20 protein-coding genes are annotated in these 23,548 nt (G+C 62.5%); 18 read left to right on the forward strand and 2 right to left on the reverse strand.

Annotation, left to right across the window (positions count from 1 at the left end):
- Positions 1-6: 6 nt before the first annotated feature.
- Positions 7-1,344 carry a TetR/AcrR family transcriptional regulator gene (locus A5781_RS15805; RefSeq protein ID WP_082939371.1) on the reverse strand — a complete coding sequence of 446 codons (1,338 nt, stop codon included), beginning with the start codon at positions 1,342-1,344 and terminating at the stop codon, positions 7-9.
- Positions 1,345-1,943: 599 nt separating this feature from the next.
- On the opposite strand from A5781_RS15805, the gene A5781_RS15810 reads away from it, so the two are divergent.
- From A5781_RS15810 to A5781_RS15890, 18 genes are all read left to right on the forward strand, one after another.
- Complete coding sequence (locus tag A5781_RS15810) at positions 1,944-3,584, forward strand: nitric oxide reductase activation protein NorD (protein ID WP_082939373.1); 1,641 nt, start codon at positions 1,944-1,946, stop codon at positions 3,582-3,584.
- 162 nt (positions 3,585-3,746) lie between these two features.
- Complete coding sequence (locus tag A5781_RS15815) at positions 3,747-4,598, forward strand: CbbQ/NirQ/NorQ/GpvN family protein (RefSeq protein ID WP_067207893.1); 852 nt, start codon at positions 3,747-3,749, stop codon at positions 4,596-4,598.
- Between the two features lie 63 nt (positions 4,599-4,661).
- Positions 4,662-5,774, forward strand: a complete 1,113-nt coding sequence (locus A5781_RS15820) for an ABC transporter substrate-binding protein (RefSeq protein ID WP_067207897.1) — start codon at positions 4,662-4,664, stop codon at positions 5,772-5,774.
- 4 nt (positions 5,775-5,778) lie between these two features.
- Positions 5,779-6,921: a spirocyclase AveC family protein gene (locus A5781_RS15825; protein ID WP_067207900.1), complete on the forward strand. Its 1,143-nt coding sequence runs from the start codon at positions 5,779-5,781 to the stop codon at positions 6,919-6,921.
- The gene (locus A5781_RS15830; protein ID WP_067207903.1) at positions 6,914-7,927 is read left to right on the forward strand and encodes an SDR family oxidoreductase; all 1,014 of its coding nucleotides are present in this window, start codon (positions 6,914-6,916) and stop codon (positions 7,925-7,927) included. The genes A5781_RS15825 and A5781_RS15830 overlap by 8 nt, the downstream gene beginning before the upstream one ends.
- Entirely contained in the window at positions 7,920-8,117 is a 198-nt protein-coding gene (locus tag A5781_RS25640) for a hypothetical protein (protein WP_197503861.1), read from the forward strand. Before A5781_RS15830 ends, A5781_RS25640 begins: the two co-directional genes overlap by 8 nt.
- Positions 8,101-9,315, forward strand: a complete 1,215-nt coding sequence (locus A5781_RS15835; protein WP_067207907.1) for a cytochrome P450 — start codon at positions 8,101-8,103, stop codon at positions 9,313-9,315. Before A5781_RS25640 ends, A5781_RS15835 begins: the two co-directional genes overlap by 17 nt.
- A 90-nt stretch (positions 9,316-9,405) precedes the next feature.
- Positions 9,406-10,674 (forward strand): cytochrome P450, encoded by a 1,269-nt coding sequence (locus tag A5781_RS15840; RefSeq protein ID WP_067207960.1) that lies wholly within the window; start codon positions 9,406-9,408, stop codon positions 10,672-10,674.
- A 12-nt stretch (positions 10,675-10,686) separates the two neighbouring features.
- The gene (locus tag A5781_RS15845) at positions 10,687-11,760 is read left to right on the forward strand and encodes an NAD(P)-dependent oxidoreductase (RefSeq protein ID WP_067207911.1); all 1,074 of its coding nucleotides are present in this window, start codon (positions 10,687-10,689) and stop codon (positions 11,758-11,760) included.
- A gap of 53 nt (positions 11,761-11,813) precedes the next feature.
- Positions 11,814-12,209 carry a nitroreductase family deazaflavin-dependent oxidoreductase gene (locus A5781_RS15850; protein WP_067207914.1) on the forward strand — a complete coding sequence of 132 codons (396 nt, stop codon included), beginning with the start codon at positions 11,814-11,816 and terminating at the stop codon, positions 12,207-12,209.
- A gap of 257 nt (positions 12,210-12,466) precedes the next feature.
- Positions 12,467-13,348 (forward strand): mycofactocin-coupled SDR family oxidoreductase, encoded by an 882-nt coding sequence (locus tag A5781_RS15855; protein ID WP_067207917.1) that lies wholly within the window; start codon positions 12,467-12,469, stop codon positions 13,346-13,348.
- A gap of 297 nt (positions 13,349-13,645) precedes the next feature.
- Positions 13,646-14,875: a cytochrome P450 gene (locus A5781_RS15860; protein ID WP_197503858.1), complete on the forward strand. Its 1,230-nt coding sequence runs from the start codon at positions 13,646-13,648 to the stop codon at positions 14,873-14,875.
- Positions 14,876-15,081: 206 nt separating this feature from the next.
- Positions 15,082-16,287, forward strand: a complete 1,206-nt coding sequence (locus A5781_RS15865) for an amidohydrolase family protein (protein ID WP_082939374.1) — start codon at positions 15,082-15,084, stop codon at positions 16,285-16,287.
- Positions 16,288-16,311: 24 nt separating this feature from the next.
- The gene (locus A5781_RS15870; protein ID WP_067207920.1) at positions 16,312-17,835 is read left to right on the forward strand and encodes an aldehyde dehydrogenase family protein; all 1,524 of its coding nucleotides are present in this window, start codon (positions 16,312-16,314) and stop codon (positions 17,833-17,835) included.
- A gap of 68 nt (positions 17,836-17,903) precedes the next feature.
- Positions 17,904-19,076, forward strand: a complete 1,173-nt coding sequence (locus A5781_RS15875; protein ID WP_067207923.1) for a CaiB/BaiF CoA-transferase family protein — start codon at positions 17,904-17,906, stop codon at positions 19,074-19,076.
- 132 nt (positions 19,077-19,208) lie between these two features.
- Complete coding sequence (locus tag A5781_RS15880; protein WP_067207970.1) at positions 19,209-19,703, forward strand: hypothetical protein; 495 nt, start codon at positions 19,209-19,211, stop codon at positions 19,701-19,703.
- Between the two features lie 169 nt (positions 19,704-19,872).
- Entirely contained in the window at positions 19,873-20,931 is a 1,059-nt protein-coding gene (locus A5781_RS15885) for a hypothetical protein (RefSeq protein WP_156624705.1), read from the forward strand.
- Positions 20,932-21,534: 603 nt separating this feature from the next.
- Positions 21,535-22,605 (forward strand): phosphotransferase family protein, encoded by a 1,071-nt coding sequence (locus tag A5781_RS15890; RefSeq protein WP_067207929.1) that lies wholly within the window; start codon positions 21,535-21,537, stop codon positions 22,603-22,605.
- A 273-nt stretch (positions 22,606-22,878) separates the two neighbouring features.
- Here the strand turns inward: A5781_RS15890 and A5781_RS15895 are convergent, their stop codons facing one another.
- On the reverse strand, positions 22,879-23,259 hold the full coding sequence (locus A5781_RS15895; protein WP_082939375.1) for a DUF3060 domain-containing protein: 381 nt from the start codon (positions 23,257-23,259) through the stop codon (positions 22,879-22,881).
- Between the last annotated feature and the right edge of the window lie 289 nt (positions 23,260-23,548).

Genomic DNA, 23,548 nt, shown 5'->3' on the forward strand with positions numbered 1-23,548 from the left:
CGAAGCTCACTTGTCGCGGACAGCGATTCCCCGCAGGGTGGTATCTCGAGCGAGAAGAAGCGATTTCCGCGTGCCGATGTCTCGAAGAATGTTTTCTGGAATCCACTGTTCTCCAATGATGCATCGAGCCAGTTGCTCCGTTGCTGTGCGCTCGGTCCGTATCTCGCCTGCACGAACACCTTTGGCAAGAAGCGCTTTCATCTGTCGAATCCGCGTGGTGAAAGACCATGCCGGGTTGGACGTGTCGGGAGGTGTTTGGCGCAGCCAAGCCAACTGAATCCGGAACTCGTCGGGGAATTGGTCCAAGGCATTGATGTTCAGCCAACTCAGCGCGTCGAGTTTCTCCACGGTCGTCGAATCCGAACGGACGATGTCCGTCCAGGCACCGCCAACCTTGCGTCCGAACTCGAGCATGATGGACAGCAACAGCTCGTCCTTGGAACCGATCAACCGGTAAACCGTCCCGGTGCCCAATCCCGACGCGGCGGCGATGTCGCGAACTGTCGTCATTTCGTATCCGCGCCGACCGAATTCGGCGCGCGCGACCGCCCGCAGGTGAGCAGCCTTGAGATCGCTGTCGTCGTCGGTGTCGATCCAACTCTCGATGACGTCCTTCGCCATAGTGAGTGCCTCCGACTTGTCGAGGTCGGCGTCGGCAGGGGAGTTGATTGCAAGGCCTTCCAGCAGGATCCGACTCTTCAGTTTGGCCACCTCGTCGACGGATGCGTTGTGTCGGACGGGATCGAGACCAGCGTGCAGCATGCTCTGGCAGATGCGGTCGGCCAAAGTCGGCAAATCGAAGTCAGGTCGGATATAGCCGCTCCAAAGGCCAGCGCGGAGCGCCTGCACCATCGCGGCCTGGATCTTGGCCGGCGGGCGCTTAGCCAGTTGGACAAGCTCGGGATCGTTACTGGGGCCCTCGTAGAACGACATCTGAAGCGCCGCACGATGTTCCACAGCGCAGCGTGCGATTTCACACGCAAGTGTGGTGATCTGGTCTGCCACTGGACGACGGTCTGGTTCGTCGACACGTTCGAGGGCAACGTCACCGATACGATCCAAATCGGCATGATAGCGCCGGATGAGTTCGACGAAGATAGCCTCTTTTGACTCAAAATGGTGATAGAGACTGCCGGCCAGAATGCCCGCGGCGTCGGCGATCTCTTGCAGCGATGTCCTTAGACCCTTAGCGGCGACGACGGCGCTTGCCGTTCTCAGGATTTCGGTGCGGCGGGTGGCGTCGACCGACTGTTGGTCCGCGACCGAGGCGAGCTGGCCATTGCGACGGATGTTCTTGCTTCCGGACCGGCTACGGGTGGAGTTGCGCTCCAAGGCGTCCGCCATCGCAAAGTCCTCCTTCGCCGATCATCACGCTGGTATACACCTTGGAGCATCTTATCGAACGCGACCCGAGCTGCGACGATGCTGCTATCTGACGTCCAGTGTGCCGACTGGGGCACGGCCTCATGTCGGTGAGGTTGACCGCGATGCCCGGAGGGGACGGTCGTAAGAAGGATCAGTCCGGTCGTGCGTTGCGACCTTGATGGTTCCGGCCATCATTGTGATCACTTCGGAAGTTGGGCCGCGTCCACCATCTTGGCGAGAAGGAGGACCTGCAGCTCCGTCGGCAACGGCGATCATTGCGCTCCGCGCGCGCGGACTGTCGATCGCCTCGCGGTGATTGCTGCGCTGTGCGCCGGCATCGATCCCGGGCGCGGTGAGACGGGCGGACAGCCATCCGCGTGACTTCGGGCATAACCCCTCAGCCTCTTGCGGGTACGAGAAATCCACGTTGTTCGAACACCCTCATCCGGCCTGACGGTTGATTGACTCGACTGATATCGGACCCTACGGTGTAACAATTATTAGGTCAAGATGCATGGTGCGTGGAGGGTTGTCGGGTGAGAGGGGTCGTCGACGACGAGCGAGTGCAGTCGCTCGGTATGTTGGCGTCGGCGCTCGCGGGGCGCCCAGTGGCCGTAGCCGCTGGTAGCGCCGGTGACCTGTCGTGGACCGACGGACGGACCGTGTACGTGGACCCGTCCGCAAAATCTCGCGCCAATGTGGAGGCGGTCGCCGTTCACGCGTCGATGCTTGCGGCGAACAGCCTGACGCAGGATATCGTCAACCGGCTGATCAGGCATCCCAAGCTTGCTCGCCGCTACCTTGCCGTCGAAGCGCATCGGGCATTGGTCGCCAACGACGACCTGCTGCCTGCGATGTTGACTACCCTGGCTGATCGCGAGCTCGCGGCCCTGAGCTGCTCAGCCGCGAACTCGCTGGCCATTGCCGCTGCCAAAGATGTAGTCGCCGCGCCGCCCCTGAATTTCGGAGTCATTCGCGCGAAGAACCTGATCGCGACCCCCAATCATGCCGAGCTGCCTGACGCGAGCCCCGGTCACGTCGCACGCAGAGAGGCTAAGGGCGTACTGGAAGAACTCGCCGACGATGCGGTTGACGACAGCGACGATCCCGACATGTTCACCAGCACGGTCGGCGGTGGTGGCTTCATCGGTAAGTGGCTCAAGAAGATGCTTTCGTCGTCGCGAAAGTCGGGGAAGGGCGGCGGTGGCCCGCCAGGAGCAGATACGCCGACTCACCACACGAACGCGGCCAACCGCGGCGCCAACGCGGTGTTGTCGACAGCTGCAAAGGCTGCTGCGGCCTTCACGGACGTGAAACACGATGGTGTGAAGTTGCCAGAGTGGGACGCGACCCGCGGCGCATATCGTCCGGACTGGTGCACCGTTCGCGAGATCGAGCCAACAGTCAAGCCTTTCGCGACGCAGAGCATCGAGGGTTCTATCGGGGTGCGGCGGCCTCTCGCGAGGCTCGGCATGGGCTTGCACCGGCGGCATCGTCAGTATCAGGGCGACGACATCGACATTGACGCGGCCGTGGAAACGCGGGTCGAGATACTGGCGGGATCAGCGCCCTCCGATGCGGTGTATCTCGACAGCCTGCGGCGGCAGCGCGATCTGTCAGTCCTTGTTCTGCTGGACATTTCAGGTTCGGCCGCGGAGCCCGGGACGCTGGGGCGGACTGTTCACCAACAACAGCGAACCTCGGCGGCCCACCTCGTCGTCGCGCTGCATGATCTGGGTGACCGAGTGTCGTTGTACGGCTATTATTCCCAGGGCCGGGCGGCGGTGACCCTGGTGCCTATCAAGCGTTTCGACGACCACATCGATGCAGGGCTGTTCAGGCGCTTGAACAGTCTCGAACCTGGCGCATACTCGCGCCTGGGCGCAGCGATACGGCACGGTTCAAACGTGCTCGAGCAGCGCGGCGGAACACCGCGACGATTGCTCGTCGTGTTGTCCGACGGGCTCGCCTACGATCACGGTTACGAACGTGCCTACGGTGCGGCCGACGCTCGCCGTGCGCTCGACGAGGCTCGGTGTCGTGGAATCGGCTGTGTCTGCCTGACTGTAGGGGCGGCGACGGACGTCGGATCACTGAGGAAGATTTTCGGCAGCACAGCGCATGCGGCGGTTGGCCGGCCCGAACAACTCGCAGGTGTCATCGGACCGTTGTTCAGATCGGCGGTGCGGGCCGCCGAAGTGCAGAAACGAGTGTCATGAAGAGCGCCTCATCGGATCGCGCTCGCCGTGGTCGTCGGTTCGGCATGGGTCAAGCCCTTGGCGAGTGGTTGAAAACAAACATCTGTTCCGATTAAGCTGCATGTCTGGGTCCGAGGGTGCTCGGCGACGTGGCCGCAACGGTGCGGACGAAGGAAGGGTCGGATGAACGACGAGGCCGGGCTCGCGCAGCGGAATGGTGCCGGGCCACAAGCCGATCCGGCTCGCCCTTACTACCGGTCGGTGGGCAATGAAGAAGCGATTTTCAAGGCGGCCTACCGAAGGGGGCTGTCGCTGCTCTTGAAGGGTCCCACCGGCTGCGGCAAGACCCGCTTCGTGGAGGCGATGGCCCACGACCTTGGTCGGCCGTTGATCACGGTGTCGTGTCATGACGATCTGACCACCGCCGACTTGGTGGGACGCTACCTGCTCCGCGGCAATGAAACAGTATGGGTTGATGGGCCGTTGACACGAGCGGTCCGCGAGGGAGCGATCTGTTACCTCGATGAGATTGTGGAAGCTCGCCAAGACACGACGGTTGTGCTGCACCCGCTCGGCGATCACCGTCGTCAACTGCCGATCGAGCGTCTGGGCATCACTCTCGACGCCGCGCCGGGCTTCGCTCTCGTCGTCTCGTACAACCCCGGATATCAGAGCGTGCTGAAGGACCTCAAAGACTCGACCAGGCAGCGCATGGTCGCGATCGACTTCGGTTATCCCGCCGCCGAGTTCGAGGAAGGGATCGTCGTGCACGAGTCGGGCGTCGACCCGGCGACTGCTGCCGCCCTGGTTCGCTTCGGCCAAGCGATCCGCCGCCTGGAGGCCGGTGGGCTCCGCGAGGTGGCCTCCACCCGCGTCCTCATAGCCGCGGGCCAGTTGATCACCGAAGGCCTGTCCATCGAGGATGCCGCACGAGCCGCGATCGCGGGACCGCTCACTGACGATGTGATCGTGTCCCGCGGTCTCAACGAGATGATCGAGATCTACCTGGGAGCGTCTGTCAGCGGAACTGATTGACGGTGCACAGGGCTGGACGTTAGTGTATGAACAAATATTAGGTTTGATAATTGGGAGGTAGCGGTGTCCTATGAGAGCAAAACCGACCCGATCAAAGTCGGCTATCTCATGGACTTCACGCTCGCTGCAGATTTCCCAAAAGATCTGCTGGACTCGTTCGTTCAGTCCCTCGACCTCGTCTTCGAAGATGCCGTCGAGAAGGGATTGCTGGACCGGTCGGTACAGGTGATCTACAAAGAGGTCGAGGGTCTGCCTAAAGGCACGGTCAAGGCTGTGATCGACGCCTACGCCGAACTTGTCGACGAGGGCTGCCTGGTGGTGTTCGGCCCCAACATCACTGACAACGTCGTCCCGATGCGCGAGGCGATCGAAGAGCGTTTCAAGGTGCCGGCGCTCAGCGTGACCGGGACCGACGACTGGCTGGGTGAGTGGACGTTCTCGTTCCCCCAGGGCTCCATGACCGATGAACCCATCTTCCTCGCCGACCTCATCGCCAAGCGGGGGTTGAGCACGGTTGGTGTCCTGGTCGAGCAGAGCCTGATCGGCGAGACCTACATGGGCAATTTCCGGCGCGCCTGCGCGCGCAAAGGCCTCCGGATCGTCGCCGAGGTGTCCATTGCCCAGACGGCACAGGACATCAACGCAGCGGTCCGTGCCCTGCACGATGCGCAGGCCGAGTCGATCGTGCACTTCGGCTTCGGCTTCGGCATCGTCTTCGTCAACCCAGCCCTGGAAGCCGTGAACTGGGACCCTCCGCGCTTCTCGACCACCGCGTGGCAGAACGCCTGGATCAACCCGGTGATGTGGAAGGCGTTCATGGGTTGGATCGGTGTCGACCAATACGACGAGGCCAACAAACTCGGACAGGAATTCCTCGATCGCTACGAGGCAAAGCACGGCAACCGTCCCGAATATTGCGTGTCCGTGGTCAACCACGACATCGCGTCGACTCTGGTGCGTGCATTTGCCGATGCCCACCCGTTGAGCCCGCGCGGAGTCAAAGAAGCGCTCGAGCGGGTGAAGATGATGCCCGCAGCTTCCGGTGCGCCGGGCACGCGAGTGTCATTCGGAAAGTGGACCCGCCGAGCCTGGATGGGCGCGGGGTACCTCGTCGCCCGCACGTTGGACGCCGACGGTGTCAACTCGCACCTAGTCGACCGATTTGGTCAGGAGTGAACGCATGGGTACCGGAGAATCGACGCCAGTGCTGGATGCCAAGCAGCAATCGGCCCCCGGACGGAGAGGCACTGGCAGCATAGGTTCGTGGCTGGCCGGCATCGGACTGCTCGCGTTCGTCGGCCTCTTCCTCGCGGTGTCGCGCACCAAGCTCGATCCGCGAGTCGCCAATCCCAACACCGTTGGCAGACCGCGCCCGGTCGAATTCCTTTTCGGTTTCACCGGATGGATGGGCTTCATCCAGGTGGCGACGGCACTGATGCTCGTGGCCCTGGTCGTCGTCTTCATCGTCGGCTGGCGTCGCAACCCGGGCAGTCCAGTGATGCTGATGTTCTTGGTCACGACATTGATCGTTTGGCAGGACCCCATCATGAACTGGGCGCCCTACGCGGTGTACAACCCGGATCTCCTGCACTGGCCGGAGTCCTGGATTCTCATCATGATGTCGCCGACGGTCGAGCCCTTCATCGTATTCGGTTATGTCACATTCTATTTCGGCCCGTATTTCGCGGCGGTGTGGGTACTGCGCAAGCTGCAGGCCGCGCGCGACCCGCAGGCCTTCGTCAGTAGGCATCCGCTCATCAGCCTCGGTGGACTCGTGCTGGTGATCGGGTTCATCTTCGACGCTGTTCTCGAGGTCGGGTCGATCAAGACCGGTCTCTACATCTACTCGCAGGTCATCCCGTTCGGGTCGATCTTCACCGGAACGACTTTCCAGTTCCCGCTGATCTGGGAATCGCTGGGGGTGACGTTCGTGATGATCCCGGCCGCGATCCTGGTCTACCGCGATGACACCGGTAGGCCGGTGGCAGAGAAGCTGGCCGCCAAGGCGAAGCTGTTCCCGGCGCGGCCCGTGCTCGGCACCTTCCTGGTGATGTTCGTGATCATCAACGTTTCCTACTTCGCCTACGGCGGCTGGTTCTGGGCGATCAAGGCAAGCGGCGCCGCCACGTCGGTGGCGTGCCCGTGGCCGTACCCCGAAGCCAAAGTCTTTGACCCGCAGGGCTATTACGAGGAAAACGGCGCCAAGGGGCCCTACTCCGTGGGTAAGTGGTCCACCTGGCAGTACGCACTGCCACACGGCCGCCCCGACGTACAGCTGGGCTCGAAGAGCAACCGTTGCGCGACAAAAGACTCCGGTGCCTGAACCTCGTAGCGTCGTCATCACGGGTGCCTCGCGGGGCCTGGGTTTCGCGACTGCGGTCCGCCTCTACCGCGAGGGGTGGCGTGTGATCGCCACCATGCGGACGCCCGCGCAGGGCATGGCCTCGTTGCGCAACGCGGTGGGAGCGACCGAAGACGACGACCGGCTCATCGGCGTCCAGCTCGACTTGATGGATGCCGCGTCGATCGCCGCTGCCGCCAAAGTGATCGTGGAGCGCGTCGGTGCGCCAGACGCCATCGTGCACAACGCCGGCATATCAGCGGCCGGTATGGTCGAAGAGACCGATACGGCGTTGTGGCACAACATGTTCACCACCCATGTGATCGCGCCGGTGGCTTTCACCAAAGCGCTGTTGCCGTCGATGCGGGCAGCAGGTCGGGGCCGGATCGTCCTCGTCGGCAGCGCGGCGGGCGTGCGCGGGCAGCCCGGCACGGGGCCCTACTCGGCGAGCAAGGGTGCGATGGAACGCTGGGGAGAGTCACTGGCGTTCGAAGTCGCACCGTTCGGGATCGGCGTGACCGTCCTGGTCACCGGTACGTACGAGACGGACATCATCACCGACGCCGGCACCAACGACGACCGTGACTTCGCCGGTCCATACGCCCGCCTTCACCAGACCATGAACAGCCGCGGCCGGTATGCGATCAAGTTCGCGCGCTCGCCAGAGCTCTTCACCGAAGGGGTGGTCAAAGCGTTGGCCGACGAAGGCCCCTTTCGCCGCCGCGGCGTAGGCCCCGACGCCTCGATGTTGCTGGTCCTGAACCGAGTGCTACCCGCGAAGGGTATGCACCTCATGTCCCGAATGATCCTTGGGATCCCTCGCTTTGGGTCAATGCGTGACGGGGCGTGGCCGCTCACCACCGCACAGCGGCTGATGGTGTCGGCCGCCAAGGTGCTGCCGCAGCCAGTCATGAACCGACTGGCGTCGCTGGCGATGCGGTTTTCACCGACACAGTCCGCCCCGAAGGAGCGTGAGCACAGTGACTAAGGCAGCAACAACGGTGGCGTTCGAGTCGAAGATGATGATTGACGGCCAGCTCGTCGATGCCACCCTCGGGGGTTATCAGGCCAGCGGTGCCGGACGCCAGAACGGGCTGGCGGGATTGCACCAATACACCGAAATCAAATCCGTGGCTTATCCCGCGACTGGACAGGAGCACCATGTCAGAGCTGTTTGACGCACTCGAAGACTTCGCCGCATTCGACGACGTCGTCTCCGGCAATGTCCGTGACCCCTACCCGGAATTGGCCAAACAGCGTCACGAAACCCCGATCCACCGGATCGAAACGTCGATGCTGCCCGGCGAGGAAGGCAAACCCGTCTTCATCGTCTACCGCCACGAGGACATCCAGACCATGCTGCGCGACGACGAAACCTTCTCGTCCCGCGCCGTGATTCAGATCTTCGGTGACGTCCTCGGCCATGGCGTGATGCTGGGTATGGATGAACCCATCCACGGCCGGCTGCGCTCGCTAGTGACCAAAGCCTTCACCCAAAAAGCTCTAGCTCGTTGGGAAGACGAGATCGTGGGCCGCATCGGCAACGAGCTGATCGACGGATTCGCCGCCGACGGCGACACCGATCTGGTGAAAACCTTCACGTTCCCTTATCCAAGCCGCATCATCGCCGCACTTCTCGGCCTGCCGGAGAAGGACTTTCCGCAGTTCCAGCGCTGGTCGATCTCCATGCTGAGCTATACCGTCTACCCCGAACGCGGCCTGGCGGCGTCGAAGGCGCTCGTCGACTATTTCACCCCGATCCTGGAGGCGCGTCGGGCGGAGCCCCGTGAGGACCTGATCAGCAGCCTGGCGGCCGCCGATATCGACGGACAAAAACTCGAGGACGAGGACATCTACTCTTTCATCCGGCTACTTCTTCCGGCCGGCGTGGAAACCACGTACCGCTCCCTGGGCACCTTGCTGTTCGCGCTTCTCACCCATCCTGACCAACTCGATGCCATCCGCGCCGACCGGTCACTGATACCCCAAGCGATCGAAGAAGCCGTGCGCTGGGATGCGCCCCTGCTCAACATCACTCGCGTCGCCACGCGCGACACCGAATTGGCCGGAGTGCCGATCCCTCAGGGATCGTCGGTCATGCCGATGCTCGGCGCGGCCAACCGCCAAGAAGATCGGTATGTCAACCCCGACCAGTTCGACATCTTCCGGCAAGCGAAAGTTCCCATCAGCTGGGGTTATGGAGTCCACGTGTGCCTGGGCATGCACCTTGCCCGACTGGAAATGCGCACTGCCATCAACCTGTTACTGGACCGACTACCCAACCTGCGCCTCGACCCCGACGGCCACGACCCGCACATCCGCGGCATGGTCTTCCGCTCACCGTCGTCACTGCCGGTGTTGTTCGACCCGGCCTGAGAGTTTGGTGACTCCGTGCGGTGCGGGGGAGTGAGCCGCTCTCCGGCTGATCGCTGACTTATGTTCATTGACAGGAATGAGACGAAGCGCATGACAGATTTCGACGCGGTTGACTTTTTCACCGATCAATCGCTGGTGTCCGACCCCTACCACTACTTCGCCCATCTGCGGTCGAAATGTCCAGTGGCCCAGGCAACCCCATTCAATGTGATGGCGATTACCGGATACGAAGAAGCTCTTGCGGTCTACAAGGACCCTGCCTTCTTCTCGTCGTGCAACTCGCTGGCGGGCCCGTTCTCCGGTTTCCCCTTCGGTCCCGATGGGGCCGACGACGTCTCCGATCTGATCGAGGAGCATCGCCATATTGCCCCCATGGCAGAGCACATCTCCAATCAAGACCCGCCGCTGCACACTCGGACCAGAAGCCTGATGAACAGGTTGATCACTCCGAAGCGCCTGAAAGAGAACGAGGAGTTCATGTGGCGGCTGGCGGACGAGCAGTTGGACACCTTCCTCGAGCGAGGTAGTTGCGAGTTCCTGGCAGATTACGCAAAACCCTTTTCCCTGCTTGTGATCGCCGACCTCCTGGGTGTCCCTCAAGAAGATCATGAGGAGTTCAAAGCGCAATTCGGGACCCAGGTTGCGGGGGAGCTCGGGGAGGGAACAACAGCGCACAACCCCTTGCAATGGCTCAACGAGAAGTTCTACGCCTACATCGAGGACCGCAGGCGCTCGCCGCGAGGTGATGTATTGACCGAGTTGGCCCAGGCGAAGTACGAGGATGAGTCGACGCCCGATATCGAGGACGTGATGAACTTGTCGACCTTCCTCTTTGCCGCGGGAACAGAGACTACTACCAAACTCGTCAGCGCGGCGGTACGTGTCATCGGTGAGAACCCGGAACTCCAAGCGTCGCTTCGGGAGGACCGAACCAAAATTCCGGCATTTCTCGAAGAAACGTTGCGCATGGAAAGCCCCGTCAAAGCCCACTTCAGAATGGCGCGCAAAACGACCACGGTCGGCGGAGTGGAGGTGCCCGCCGGGACAACGGTCATGCTGTTGCCCGGAGCATGTAACCGCGACGAACGGAAGTTCAACTTTCCTAATACTTTTGACGCGGATCGGCCGAATGTGCGCGAACAGATTGCCTTCATCCGCGGCGTCCACTCGTGCCCAGGTGCTCCGCTGGCGAGGGCGGAGGGCCGGATTTCGATGAACAGAGTGCTGGACCGCATGGCGGATATCGCGATTTCGGACGCACACCACGGCCCGGCGAACCAGCGCCACTACGAGTATGAGCCGACCTTCATCCTGCGCGGCTTACGTGAACTGCACCTGACCTTCACCCCCGTCGGCTGAATCGGGAGACCCATGTCGAACACCGTTCTCGTTACCGGCGGCTTAGGCCTGGTGGGCTCGGAAACCGTGCGGAGACTGGCCGAACTCGGCGGCCGCCGTGTGGTGGCCACGGACCTCGACACGCCGGCCAACCGGAAGGCGGCCGCGAAACTTCCTAGCGGCGTTGAGTTCCGGGGAGCCGACCTCACCGATTCCGCGCAAGTTCAGCGCCTTGTGGCGGAGACCGCCCCTGATGCAATCGTCCATCTCGCAGCGGTGATTGCACCGGCGATCTACCCGATACCGAAGGTCGGACGACGGGTGAACGTGGACGGCACCGCAAATCTGGTTCGCATCGTCGAGGCGCTACCGAAGCAACCGCGGTTCGTCCACGCGTCGAGCATCACCGTGATGGGCCCCCGCAATCCGCACCGCACGACTCCCCCCTTGCGGGCCGAGGAGCCGATGCGTCCCTACGACGTCTACAGCGGCCAGAAGTCCGAGGCCGAGCAGCTTGTGCGGGGGTCGACCCTGGAATGGGTGGTCCTGCGACTCGGGGCCGTACTCAGCCCCGATCTAGGGGCACTGCCAGTCACCGCCGATGCGATGTACTTTCAAGCCGCACTGCCCAGTGACGGTCGGGTGCAGACAGTGGATGTTCGCGACGTCGCCTGGGCGTTTGCCGCGGCAACCACCGCCGACGTCGCTCGCGAGATCCTGCTGATAGGCGGCGACGACTCCCATCGACTGACCTATGCCGAAGTCACCGCGGGTCTCGTGGCGGCTCTGGGCTTGCCGGGCGCCATGCCACCTGGCCGCCCCGGCGATCCGGACAGCGACGACGACTGGTTCGTAACCGACTGGATGGACACCACCCGTGCCCAAGAGGCGTTGCAGTTCCAGCATCATTCGTGGTCCGACCTGCGGGCCGAGTTGGCTAAGAAGTACCGGTTGTTGCACTACCCGGGTCGGCTCATCGCCCCGATCGTGCGACTCGCCATGGCGCGACGCTCGCCGTATCGAAATGCCCCGGGTCACTACGCTGACCCGTGGGGTGCGATACGCGCCAAGTTAGGCGAGCCGGCATGGGATCGGCCTCAAGCGTGATACCGAAGCGCCCCAGAGCTTGAAAGAAGCCGCACGTCGCGGAAAGGACGTTTATGCGAGTGCCCCGTGCTGTCGCAGAATTCCATCGTCATGTCACCAATCCTGTGGCTCGCTCGCTGACGCCGTGGCTTCCATGCTTGGGGACTCTCGAGCACATCGGACGTAAGTCAGGTAGGCGATATCGAACGCCCCTCTTAGTTTTCAAGACCCAGAACGGCTTCGCCATTCTGATCGGGTACGGGCTCGAATCGGATTGGCTCAAGAACGTATTGGCCGGCGGGCCGACAGTGCTGCACAAGTGGGGCAAAGCTGTCGCGTTGACCAGTCCCCGGATCGTAAGCAAGGCCGAGGCCGCACCACTCATCGCGCCGGCGCCCCGGCTGTTCTACCGATTGTTCCCCTACAACGAAGCAGCGTTGGTGTTGACGAAAACCGTGCAGACTCGGTGACGTCCTTAACGCTGCGATTCGATTGCCGTTGCGGACGCAATCGGGTTCAGCCTTGTGTGCCGGCTCAAGGGGGAGCTGGTCGAACGGAAGCGTATTGTCCGCAATGTTTACGCATCAGAACCGACGGAATACGCCCGACGAGCTCAAACTTTCGGCCTATGAACACTTTTGAGTTGCTCTGAGCGGGCCGGCAGTATAGGCTCGGAACAAATATTTGGGCATAGGGAGAAAGCTCAAACCAGCGTGAGGAGTTTCGGGTGCCGGGTCGTCTGGAAGGAAAAGTCGCATTCATCACGGGAGCGGCTCGTGGCCAAGGGCGCGCCCACGCGGTCGCGATGGCGAAGGAGGGAGCGGACATCATCGCCGTCGACATCTGCCGCGACATTCCCTCTAACCCATATCATTTAGCCGCACCCGACGATCTAGCGGAAACTGAGCGATCGGTGAAGGAAGTGGGGCGACGAGTCGTTGCGCGGATCAGCGATGTGCGGGAGCGCCACGAACTACGGGAGGCCGTCGAAGCCGGGCTTGTAGAGTTCGACCATATCGACGTCGTCGTTGCGAACGCTGGCATCCTTCCCATGTCCATGGGACGTCCTCACGATGCGATGTCTTTCGTCGACGCAAGTGACGTCGACCTTCTAGGTGTGATGAACACCGTTGCAGTGACGGTTCCGCATCTGACCGATGGTGCCTCGGTGATCATCACCGGGTCGACCGCGGGCATGATCAGCGGCACCACCGACAACCCGAACATGGGTCCCGGCGGGCGAGGTTACGGCTGGAGCAAGCGGGTCCTCATCGGGTACGTCGAAGAGATGTCGTTGGCGCTGGCAAGCCGGATGATTCGCGTCAATGCGATCCATCCCACGAACTGCAACACGCATCTGTTGCAGAACGACGGCATGTATGGCATGTTCCGTCCCGACCTCACGCAGCAGGGTAAGCAGGCCAGTCGCGAGGATGCCGAACCGCTGTTCACCCTCTTTCAGGCCATGCCGATTCCGTACATCGAGCCTGACGATATGGCCAACTTAGGCGTCTTCCTTGCCAGCGATGAGAGCCGTTACATCACCGGACAGCAAATCCGGGTCGACGGCGGCTCATTGCTGAAGTGGCCCAACGGACCCGGAGGCTGACCCGTCCGCCGACACCGCTGTCTAGCGGGGTCACCACCTGCTAGGCGCACAGCCTCGGTGAGCCCGGTTATCGAGTGCCACTTGACTCGATGGTGGCCGACGATTTACTGTGCTGGCAAAGTAACTTTCGGCGTGGCGAGAGATCCGAAGGCCGGGGCAGATGGCACAGGTACGGTGGCACGATTGCGGTATATCCCAACTGTGGCCGGCCCCTCGTTGGGGGTTGTCTGTCCAGGTTGATCGCTGGCGTTCTCCCGGGGTTGGCATGCCCGCATCCGGGGGCGGAAAGGATTGCCCATGGTGAGCAAATCACCTGAGGAACACGCCCGGAATTTCGATCTTCGTCACGAAGATTTCGACGACCAAGAATTCCTCTATGAGGTCTACGAAGTCATGCGGGAGAGCGAACCCTTCAGTCACCAGGATGTCCCTTTCCTGCCCGGCGCTGCGCCGGGCGGCGCGTGGGTCGCCACCCGCTACAACGACTGTTACGAGATTTTGCGTGATTGGCGCAGCTTCTCCAGCAAACCCTCTGGGCCGGACGGCTACGCGACGTCGTTTGGCGACATCGTGATCGCCATGGATCCTCCACGGCAGCAACACCTTCGCAAAGTTCTCAACCCGTATTTTTCTCCGGGCCGGATGAAGGAGTTGGAGCCCCAGGTGCGCGCGGTTACCGATGGGTTGATCGACAACTTCATCGAATTGGGCTGCGGCGATCTCGCCGACGTCGCATGGCAGCAACCCGGGATCGTGTTCTTCAGGTATCTACTCGGCATGCCCGTTGAGGACGTGCCGCACTACATCGAGACAGCTGACCTCGGGATCAATGGTGAGAGCGAAGAGGTCCGAATCGGTGCGATGACGAATCTCTACCTCCACGTGCGCGAGGAGATCGACAAACGTCGTGGTGCACCGCCGCGTGACGACCTGATCGATGTTTTGCTCGCCGCCGAGATCGACGGCGAGAAGATGAGCTTCGACGACGTTGTCGCGAATGTGATGCTGCTGGTGCAAGCGGGGCTCGAAACGACCTCGAGCGCAATGTCGTTCGCCTTCTTCTATCTGGGCACCCATGCTTCGGAGCGCGACCGACTCTTACGCGAAGCCGAGTTGATGCCCACGGCGATAGAGGAATTCATCCGGTTCGCCGGTTCGGTCCACGGACTGCATCGCTCAGTCGCGGAAGGGGTTGAACTAAGCGGCCAGAAGTTTTGTCCGGGTGAGACGGTCGTGGTGAACTATGCGGCCGCCAACCGCGACCCGCGCGAGTTCGAAGAGCCGAACAAGTGCATTCTCGACCGACAGGAAAACCGCCACCTCGGGTTCGGAGCGGGCGTCCATCGCTGTCTGGGCTCCAATCTCGCCCGACTCGAGTTTCGGGTGGGCGTCGAACAAACCCTGAATCGGATACCCGACTACGCCATCCCGCCCGGGTCGAAAGTTGATTTCCACGGGAACTCAGTCACTCGGGGTTACCGCGCCCTGCCCGTCGTCTTCACGCCGGGTGCCCGTGTCGGCCAGTGATGGGCGGGCAATTGCTCATATCACCTCGCAGCCAACGCAATAGCGCATCGTCAAGTTATGCCCGACAAGTTATCAAGTGCTACTTGACAGCCTGCCAAAACCGCTTCTAGCATCAGGTCAGCCGGTATTCGGTACCCGTCTTGCGCGAAGCCGCCCCGATTGCTCGCCCCCGATGAACCGGTTCGGTGAAATCAGGGAGGAACCCCGTGGACAAGCAAGATCTTCAATGGATGATCTCCGTCGACGACCACATCATCGAGCCGCCCAACCTGTGGGTCGATCGCGCGTCGGCCGCCGACCGTGATCGAGTCCCACACGTCGAGCGCATCGACGGCGTCGATACATGGATCTACGACCAAGCGCGCGCGTCGGTGCTGGGCATCCTGGTCGCGGCTCACCAAAGGCCGGCTGAGTACTCCCCGCTGCCAGTGAATTACGACGAGATGCCTCGTGCGTATTTCGATCCGGTTGCCCGCATCCCTGACATGGACGAGGATCACGTGATCGCGGGGCTCAACTTTCCGTTTTTCCCCCGGTTCTGTGGTCAGATGTTCGCCCACCTCGGTGACCGCGACCTAGGTCTCAAGTGCGTACGGGCGTACAACGACTTCGTCATCGACGAGTGGTGTGCGGCGGCGCCCGGTCGCTACATCCCGATGGTCATCATCCCGTTGTGGGATACCCGACTGGCAGTCGAGGAGACCCTGCGGTGCGCCGGCAAGGGCGCCAAAGCCATCGCCTTCTCGGAGAACCTGCACCCGCTAGGGTTCCCGTCCATCCACTCGGGGGCATGGGACGATTTCTTCGCGGTGGTGAACGAGACGAAGATGCCGCTGTGCACGCACATCGGCTCGTCGTCGGTCAGTCCCACCACGTCGCCCGACGCACCTTTCGGGGTTCAGGCGGTCAACATCAACCTCAACCTGGCGAACTCGACCACCGACTGGCTGTTCTCAGGCAAGCTGCAGAAATACCCCGACCTGAAGATCGTGCTGGCCGAGGGCGGCATCGGCTGGATCCCCTACCTCATCGAGCGTGCCGAACATGTCGCCGCCGACTACCAATACCTGCGCGCCAACAACTGGACGGTTGATCCGGCCACGATGCGCTTAACCCCCGTACCCACCGACCCCGAGATTTTCCCGGAGTCTCCGCGTCAGCTCTTCCGCGACCACATGTACGGCTGCTTCATCGAGGACGAATTCGGGGCGGCGAATCTCGACTTCATCGGTGTCGACAATGTGATGATCGAAACGGATTACCCGCATACCGACAGCCTCTGGCCCAACTCTCTTCAGGCCGCTCACAAGGCACTCGACGGCCGGTCCGACCTCGACAAGTACAAAGTCCTGCAAGGCAATGCCCGCCGGGTCTTCGACTTTGAGCCCGCCCCGTATCCGACGTCGAAGTAGTCGACGGCTGACGGAATTCGTGTGATGCGGGAGTATCAGAGCTTCATCGGCGGTCAGTGGTTGAGCGACAACGCCGTCGGCACCATCGACGTCATCGATCCGTCCAACGAGGAGTTGATCGGCCGAGTCGTCGACGGTGGGCCAAAGCAGGCGGTCATGGCTATCGAGGCCGCTCGCCGGGCATTCGACGAAGGTCCGTGGCCGTGGATGCCGGTGCGGGAGCGGGCGAAGGTCATCAAGCGGTTCGCTGAAGTCCTCGACCAACGCAAAGCGGACCTGAGGGAGCTGATCGTCGCCGAGATCGGCTCGACCGCTTTCATCACCGACCTGATTCAGGTTGGGGGTGCTATCGAGGCGGCCCATTACTACGGCGAGTTCGTCGAACACGATGTGACGTGGGTGGAAACGCCTGGCGGGCCCAGGGTTTCGGCGACCGGCCTGGGCGGCGTCACTGTCGTTCGGGAACCGGTCGGGGTGGTCGGAGTCATCACGCCGTTCAACTTTCCCTTCTCGATCAACATCCAAAAGTGCCTTGCCGCTTTGGCCGTCGGCTGCACCGTGGTGCTCAAGCCCCACCCCTGGACCCCGATGAACGCCTTGGAGCTGGCGAAGGTGGGTGAGGAAGCCGGCCTGCCCCCGGGCGTGTTCAACGTCGTCGTGGGCGGCACCGAAGTGGGAGAGGAGCTGTGCACCCATCCAGGCGTCGACATGATCGGTTTCACCGGTTCGACAGCGACCGGTCGACGCATCCGCGAAATATCGGCGGCAACGATGAAACGCGCGCAACTGGAGCTCGGGGGCAAGAGCGCGCACATCGTTCTCGACGACATCACCGAAAGTGACGTTGCGGGAATAGGATTCGGTCAAGTGCTGATGCATGCCGGACAGGCATGCACGGTCACGTCGCGACTTCTGTTGCCCGAGCATCTGCTCGATGCGTACGTCGAGGGCGTGAAAGCGATGGCTCCACTGATCACGGTCGGTGACCCGCGTGATCCCGCCATTGTCGTCGGGCCGCTGATCAGGGATCAACAACGTCAACGAGTGGAAAGCTTTGTTGAGGCCGGGCAAGAGGAAGGTGCGCGGCTGGTGGTCGGCGGCAAACGTCCCGAACATCTGGAACGCGGCTTCTACTACGAACCGACTGCATTTGTCGACTGCCGCAGCGACATGCGCTTATGCCAGGAAGAGGTGTTCGGGCCTGTGCTGGCGGTGATGACCTACCGCTCCGAAGACGAAGCCATCCGCATCGCGAACGACTCCATCTACGGTCTGGCGGGTCTGGTGATGACCCGCAATGCCGCAAGGGGATTCAACGTCGCCAGGCAGATCCGAACGGGCACCATCATGGTGCAGACTGTCGCACCCGGCGCCGACCTCGGCGCCAATCCGAGTGATGGGCAGGGCCCGGGCTGGTCTTTGCCGGCGCGCGGCTTGTTCAACGGCGGCGGGCCATTGGGCGGCTTCAAGCAAAGTGGACTCGGCCGCGAGCAGGGGCGCTGGGGTTTCGAGGAATACACCGAGCTGAAATCAATCACCATGATGTAGCGGGGCACTGCGCCTTCGAGACGTGGCGCGGGTCCGCGTCGGGACTTGGGGCTGGAAGGGTCGGCTTGATGGAACTTCTCAGGGACGTCCGGGTCCTCGAAGTGTCTCTGTTCTCCGCGGATGCACTGGGTGGCCACCTCGCAGACCTCGGCGCAGACGTAATCAAGGTCGAGCCACCTGGCGGCGGTGGGTTTCGCGGTTCGGCGGTTTCGGGCGGCGAGTTGCAGGACTCTCACTGGAACCGCGGCAAGAAGAGTGTGGCGATAAACCTGAAAACGAGTGAGGGTCAAGATGCGTTTCGCCGCCTGGCCGCGACGTCGGCGATAGTGATCGACGGCCTGCGTTACGGAACCGCCCAGCGGCTCGGCTTCGGTTATGACGACATCGTCGCGGTCAATCCGACAGTCGTCTATTGCGTGCTCAATGGTATGGGCAGCTACGGGCCCTACACCCGGTTACCCACACACGGGTTGTCCTTTGACTGTTTCGCCGGCTTGAGTCCGCCGATCATCGAAGCGGATGGAACGCCACGCCTTTCGGGCGCGGCGACAGGGACAACGGGGGTTCTGGCGGGACCGCTGTACGCAGCGATGGGCGTCCTCGCCGCGTTGCACGCCGCAGGGCGCGACCGCAAGCCGCAGTACGTCGAAGTCGCGCAGGTCGATGCGGCGATCAACTGGAACTTTCAACACCTCGCGGCGCTGGCGAACGGTCAACCGGCCTACGGTGAGGGAATTCGCGCTTCGCTTCGCTACCAGTACTACGAAACGAGCGACGGCAACTACGTGGTGTTCAACGCCTTGGAGGACAAGTTCTGGCTGAGATTCTGCGAGTCACTCGAGAGGATGGATCTCTACGAACCAGGGCGCCAGAGGCCGGGGGAGGATGACGAGGCAGAGGCCCGGCTGCGCGAGCAGTTGACAGCCATCTTCAAGGAACGCACACGCAGGGAATGGACCGACTTCTTCATTGCGACCGATATCGCGGGTGCGCCAGCATTTTTGGGATCAGATCTGTTCGAAGACGATCACACAAAGGCTCGTCGGCTCGTTTATGTGCAGGCTCAGCCGGATGGAGCCTCGCAGCGACTGATAGGAACGTGTATCAAGACCAAATCCGACGACGGATTTGCACCGCCGGCGGCGCCGCAAGTCGGGCAGCATACGGAAGAGTTACTCACCGCCCTGGCGGGCTACGATGCGGCCGGAATTGAGCGCCTCCGTTCGACCGGTGCAATCTGAACGCCGGCGCACGCCCCACTCAAGGTTCAGGCCACAGGCCGATAGCGGGACAACCACCTGCGCAATGCGCGCTATGGTCTGCTGGTGGCCATATCGACTCCCGTGAGGGCAGCGGTCGTGACATTGCTGGCGATGACGGCTGGCCTAACGGCGCCGCTCGCTGGCGCCGACCCGACACCCCAACAGTCGCCGTTTCCGGTAGGCAAAGCCGGCACCACCATCCATGTCACGGAATACAGCGCCGCGACCGCCGACGTCACGCTGAACAACGTGAGCTGGGTTTCGTCGGGCTGCACCGGGAGCGGCGGGGGCTGCAACGTCATCGAGCTCACCATCGTCGGCAAGTCCGACACACCCTTCAGCTACGGCGAGGCCTACGTGACTGCCGCGTCGTCGCCGTGGAGGCAAGACCCTTACCGGGACGTCGAACGCGGCTCATTGACGGTTGACTACCAGAAGATCAACAAGACGCCGCCCCTGCGCTCGGGCAGTGTCGTCAACGGCCAGACCGCCCACGGATACATCGCGTACGACGCCGTCAACCAAGGCGACATCTACATCGAGTTCAATGACCCCAACGCTCCGGCGGCGCCCACCCCGCTAGCGGGCTGGAAAGTCCACACCTAGCGGCCGCAGCCCGGCGACTGTTGCGGCGACGTCTCGCCGATCTCGGCGATAGACTTTCGGCGTCGGAGTTCCAGGCGGCGCCGGTCATGCTTAGTTCGCAGCGACCGCCGATCGTGAAAGTCGGTGGTGCGCGGTGATCGAGTCGGGTGGCGACGCCGCGCTGGAAGTCATGCGTTCCGACGAGGAAGCAGCCAACGGTTATCGGGAGTGGCTGGCCGCCGCGGAGCGCTCCGGTCAACGAGTGCTGCGGCAACCGGACGGCACGTACGTGCTGTGGCGGCGCGACGACGTTCTTGCTGCCATCCGCGATGGCGAGCTTTTCGCCAGCCGCCAAGGCGAGCTGATGCCCGGTAATCCGCCGTTCGGTCCGTACCGGAAAATCATGATCGAGCAGTTGTTCACTCCCGGCAACTCGCGGGACATGCTCGAGCCCGTGCGCGCGATCATCGAACAATGCGTCGGCGCCGTAGCGGCGCAACTGGACCGCTGCGACGGTGCGGGTGTCGCCGAGGTTGTCTGGCGCGCGGCCTTCGTCACGGTCTGCGGACTGCCGACGGATACCGCTCCCGACGCGGTCAACACGCAAATGGTGGCGGCAATCCGCCGAGCCCCACAGGGCGGCCCCGACGTGATCAGTATCCTCGCCACCGAACCGCTCACCGACGAAGAAGTACTGGGACTGATGGCCTCGGTGGGCCGAGGCTTCATCTTCGCGTCGTTCGCTATCAGGGCCGGACTGGCGGTGCTGGCCCGCCAGCCGATATTGCAGCGTGAGTTACGCGAAAACCCTGACCGGCAACGCAGGTTCATCGAGGAGCTGCTGCGATTGGATGGCGGGGCGAAGACCGTGTCCCGAATCACCAGCCGCAGCGTGACAATCGGCGAAACGACGATCCCAGCCGGGTCGCCTGTCGAGTTGTGCGTCGGATTCGTTCATCGCGACGAGTCTGATGACATGTCAGGTCATGACATCAAACTCGATGGCCCGCAGCGGAATTGGAGCTTCGGGGGAGGCCCGCACCGGTGTCCGGCCTCGCACCTTGCCCGGGACCTGCTGGGCGTGTTCTTTGAAGTGTGGCTCGCCAAGATTCCGTTCTTTTGGTTCGACTGGAGCGGCGGCGATGTGCCCAAAGCGTGGCATCCCAGACCCTACAGCCCTTCGCCCAGCGAGATTTTTGACGGTTGGTTCCCCGTTCACGTGCCACTCAGGTGGCGTCCGGAGCGGTGATCGGGGCCGGACGAGGCCTTGTGCCATGTCACCCTTGAAGCCCGCCGAAGCAGAGATTCGACGAGAACGCCGGTGGCTGCGCCGAGATACATCGCCGGTCCGGTTTGGAGCAGCTCGGTGATTACCCGCCATGAGAGCCGACTTTTGCCGAAGACGCCGCCGAGACCCCGGACGCGGCGCCAAATGAGGAAGTCGTACCCGAGGCTGGCGAAGGTTCCTTCCCTCCGCTAACGGGCGAACCCCGACCACCCATCGGAAATTGACACTTGAGCCCAATGTGACCGGAGAGAGGGCACGGCCATCTCTGGGGCCTCGGGGCGAAGATCGTCGGGCAGCGCGACCTGCGCGGTCACCCCCGGCGTGACGAACTTCATCGTCAATTTCGCGAATGAACACCGGTGTGTTGCGGGCGTTGAACGCGGGCATATGCAACATTGGAGCCATCTCAAAGACGCCGTTCGATCCGCTCACGTTGGGGTTTGCAGCCCATCGACGATGGTTGCTACTTCGGTTGAGATATCGGCAGCACGTTCAGGCTGCCGTGACACGTCGCAGACGACGATTTCCGTAGCGCCTCGAGGATTCGCACGTAACGTTGCAGCGATGGACGGCGTGGCAGAACTGGTGCCGGTGCTACCTGCGCACCGCTTCGATGAAGCCGGCCTCGCACGGCACTTGCGCGGAAAGCTTCCCGGCTTCGACGGTCAACTGGAGGTTCGCCAGTTTCAAGGCGGACAGAGCAACCCGACGTTTCACCTGCAAACCACCGCCGGCGAGTACGTCCTTCGCAAGAAGCCGCCGGGCAAGTTACTGCCCCGGGCACATGAAGTGGAGCGCGAACACCGCGTCATGTCGGCGTTGCGAGACACCGGTGTGCCGGTGCCGCGCATGCGGCTGCTGTGCAATGACGAATCTATCATTGGCACAACGTTTTTCATCATGGACTACGTCCCCGGACGTATCTTTCACGACCCGGCCATGCCCGAGAGCGCTCCGGCACATCGTGCGGCGGTCTACGAGGACCTCGCACGGGTCCTTGCGGCGCTGCACCGTGTGGACTGGCGCGCGGTAGGACTCGAGGGGTTCGGCAAGCCAGAAGGTTACCTGCAACGCCAGGTGGCGCTGTGGACGAGGCAGTGGCAGGCTGCGCGCGTCGAGGGCATGCCGGCGATGGATCAGTTGGCGCAGTGGTTGCCGGAACACCTGCCAACGGACGATGAACCGGCTTGCATCGCGCACGGCGACTACCGCTTGGGTAACGTCCTGATCCATCCGACCGAGCCCGAGATCGTTGCGGTACTCGACTGGGAGCTGGCGACCATCGGCCATCCGTTGGCTGACCTTGCCTACACCTGCCTGACCTACCATCTGCCGCCGGACTTCAGCGGCACGAGGGGTGTAGCGGGCGAGGATCTGACCGGCACCGGCATACCCGACGAGCAAGCATTCGTTGCAAGTTACTGTCGGCATGCCGACCGAGAGCCCGCTCGCTCGCTCGATGCCTTCATCGTGTTTTCTATGTTCCGCCTCGCCTCCATCACCGCCGGCGTGTGGCGGCGCGGGCTCGACGGCAATGCTGCCGACTCCCGGGCCGGCACATCAGAGATTCGGGACCGCTACCGCGCACTGGCGCAGATGGCGTGGGCTTTGGCGCAACAATTGGCGGCCAAGTAAAGCCACCCGAGCGAGCACGGAGTGCTCGACGTAGGCGCGAAGCGGTGCCGCTGTTCGTCCAGTTGCGGCCGAAGCCCTTTGCGCAATAGGCACTCTCAGCTGCTTGCCCCCTTGAGTGCGAGCGGGGTATACGGCTTAAGCGACTTGTCGAGAGTCACTTTGGCATTCAAGGGAGCGCAGTTGTTCCAGCGCTCAGGCCTTGGCGCGTTCGGGAATGCACCCGCCCGACATGGCATCACATTCGCGGGCGGGGCCCCGGCCGAAGATGGGGACTCAGCCCTGGTGCACGACGTTCTGGTTGCCGGTGTTGTTGACCGCCGGAGTGCCGGAGTGATACGTGATCTCGTTCGAGCCGCCGGACACCATAATGGAATTGGCCGAGTCGACGGTGACCTTATGCCCGGTCCCGGAAACGTTCAGCACGTCGCAGTTTCCCGTGACGGTGACCACAAGGTTGCCCCCGCTGACGTACAAGGTACCGTTGTCGCAGGCCACAGTCCTGTCACCACCCAATCCGTCGACGCTGTTGACAGGCCCTGCCAAAGGGGCTGGGGGCGAAAGCGGATCGGCCGTGGCGATAGTGGTGGTCGTGGCCGCGCCGAGGAGCGCAAGGCCGACCGCCGCGATCATCTTAATGCTCAAACTGCTTGACATGAGGGTCCTCCTACGAACTCGATAACGCCGCGTTTCCTCCGGCGATTTGGTTTGAGTTGTGGGACAACTCTTTTACATCCGATCAACACGCACGACTACGGGAGTAGGGCCTAAAGACCCATGTCCTGCGGGACTTTCGTCGCGTTGCATCCACCACGGGTGTCGAAGTGTCCATATTGCGACGGGGCGGGAACCTTACGTCTTATCGCCGTAGTGGCGCAGCGGAACTGAGAAATAATCCGGGTCGTTGCCGTCATGCGTCCCCGCCAACCCGAGTGAATGTACGTGT

Source organism: Mycobacterium sp. 852002-30065_SCH5024008 (assembly GCF_001665645.1).
Classification (GTDB): domain Bacteria; phylum Actinomycetota; class Actinomycetes; order Mycobacteriales; family Mycobacteriaceae; genus Mycobacterium; species Mycobacterium paraffinicum.